This window comes from Streptococcus sinensis (genome assembly GCF_000767835.1).
GTDB lineage: Bacteria > Bacillota > Bacilli > Lactobacillales > Streptococcaceae > Streptococcus > Streptococcus sinensis.
This window is the reverse complement of the sequence record NZ_JPEN01000056.1, coordinates 1-1,508: the sequence shown is the minus strand read 5'-3', so window position 1 is coordinate 1,508 and position 1,508 is coordinate 1. Positions and strand designations below refer to the sequence as shown.

Annotated in this window: 2 protein-coding genes; both read right to left on the bottom strand. The window is 39.7% G+C overall.

The window, feature by feature from the left end; all coding sequences use genetic code 11:
* Positions 1–88: 88 nt before the first annotated feature.
* Positions 89–778 (bottom strand): 50S ribosomal protein L1, encoded by a 690-nt coding sequence (gene rplA, locus SSIN_RS04260; protein WP_037616184.1) that lies wholly within the window; start codon positions 776–778, stop codon positions 89–91.
* A gap of 115 nt (positions 779–893) precedes the next feature.
* Positions 894–1,319, bottom strand: a complete 426-nt coding sequence (gene rplK / locus SSIN_RS04255) for a 50S ribosomal protein L11 (protein ID WP_037616181.1) — start codon at positions 1,317–1,319, stop codon at positions 894–896.
* Positions 1,320–1,508: the final 189 nt, after the last annotated feature.

Sequence of the window (1,508 nt, the reverse complement as noted above, 5' to 3'; positions counted from 1 at the left end):
TACCAGAAAACTAGTTTTGTTCGCTTTTTATATTTGAGGTCGGACTTTTGTCCCAGCCTCTTTATTTATCTGCATTTCAAAACTTTAATTAAAGTGAATTAACATCAACCTTGATACCAACACCTTGTGTAGTAGTGATAGTCAAGTTAGTTACATAAGTACCTTTAGCAGTAGCTGGTTTTGCTTTTTGGATGGTATCGTTGAATGCTTTAAAGTTTTCAACCAACTTGTCAGCTTCAAATGAAACTTTACCAATAATAGCCTGTACGTTACCTGCACGGTCTGCACGGTAAGTGATTTTCCCGCCTTTAGACTCTTCAACTGCTTTAGCAACATCCATTGTTACAGTACCAGTTTTAGGGTTTGGCATGAGGTTACGTGGACCAAGGATACGTCCAAGACGTCCAACAAGCGCCATCATATCTGGTGTAGCAATAACTACATCAAAATCAAGCCAGCCACCGTTAATTTTTGCAACGAGGTCATCTTCACCAACGAAGTCTGCACCAGCAGCTTTCGCTTCTTCAGCTTTTGCACCACGTGCAAAAACAAGAACGCGTGAAGTTTTACCAGTTCCGTTTGGCAATACCATTGCACCACGGATTTGTTGATCCGCTTTTTTAACGTCGATGTTCAAGTTGTAAGCAACTTCTACAGTTGCATCAAATTTTGCAAAGTTAGTTTCTTTTGCAAGAGCTACAGCTTCTTCTACGCTGTATGCTTTTGTGCTGTCAATTTTCTCAAGAGCAGCACGAAGTTGTTTGCTTTTTTTAGCCATTTTTTATTCTCCTTGTAAGTGGTTCAATCGATTTTCATCTCCCACGTCACTTCTCGAAATGATGAAGTCTTGCGGGTCTCCAGCGATTTATATCGCATGTTTGGGGGGTCATTGATTAGTCAACAACTTTGAATCCCATAGAACGAGCAGTACCTTCGATCATACGCATTGCAGCTTCAATATTTGCAGCGTTCAAATCTGGCATCTTAGTTTCAGCAATTTCTTGTACTTGCGCACGAGTAACTGTTGCAACTTTCTTCTTATTTGGTTCGCCTGATCCTTTTTCAGTACCGGCAGCTTTTTTCAAAAGAACAGCAGCTGGTGGAGTCTTTGTAACGAAAGTAAATGATTTGTCTTCGTATACAGAGATAACAACTGGAATGATCATGCCTGCTTGATCAGCTGTACGAGCGTTGAACTCTTTAGTGAATCCCATAATGTTGATACCGGCTTGACCAAGCGCAGGACCAACTGGTGGAGCTGGAGTAGCTTTACCAGCAGGGATTTGCAATTTTACAAGTTTTTCGACTTTTTTAGCCATTTTTAAATCCTCCTTTGTGGTTTTGGCGGTAAATAAAGATTTTTACCTCCCACAAGTATGCTTTTCGCATACCTTTCTATTATACACTAATCTTTCTAAAATGCAAGAAAAAATTCTTATCTTTTCTGTAGCGTTACAATAGATGTGAGACCTGAGTACCAAAAAAGAAGAAACCTTGATATGATTAGT

Bases quoted from the DNA above. Each gene is read 5' to 3' on its own strand.
- rplA (WP_037616184.1), bottom strand. From the start codon at position 778: ATGGCTAAAAAAAGCAAACAACTTCGTGCTGCTCTTGAGAAAATTGAC.
- rplK (WP_037616181.1), bottom strand. From the start codon at position 1,319: ATGGCTAAAAAAGTCGAAAAACTTGTAAAATTGCAAATCCCTGCTGGT.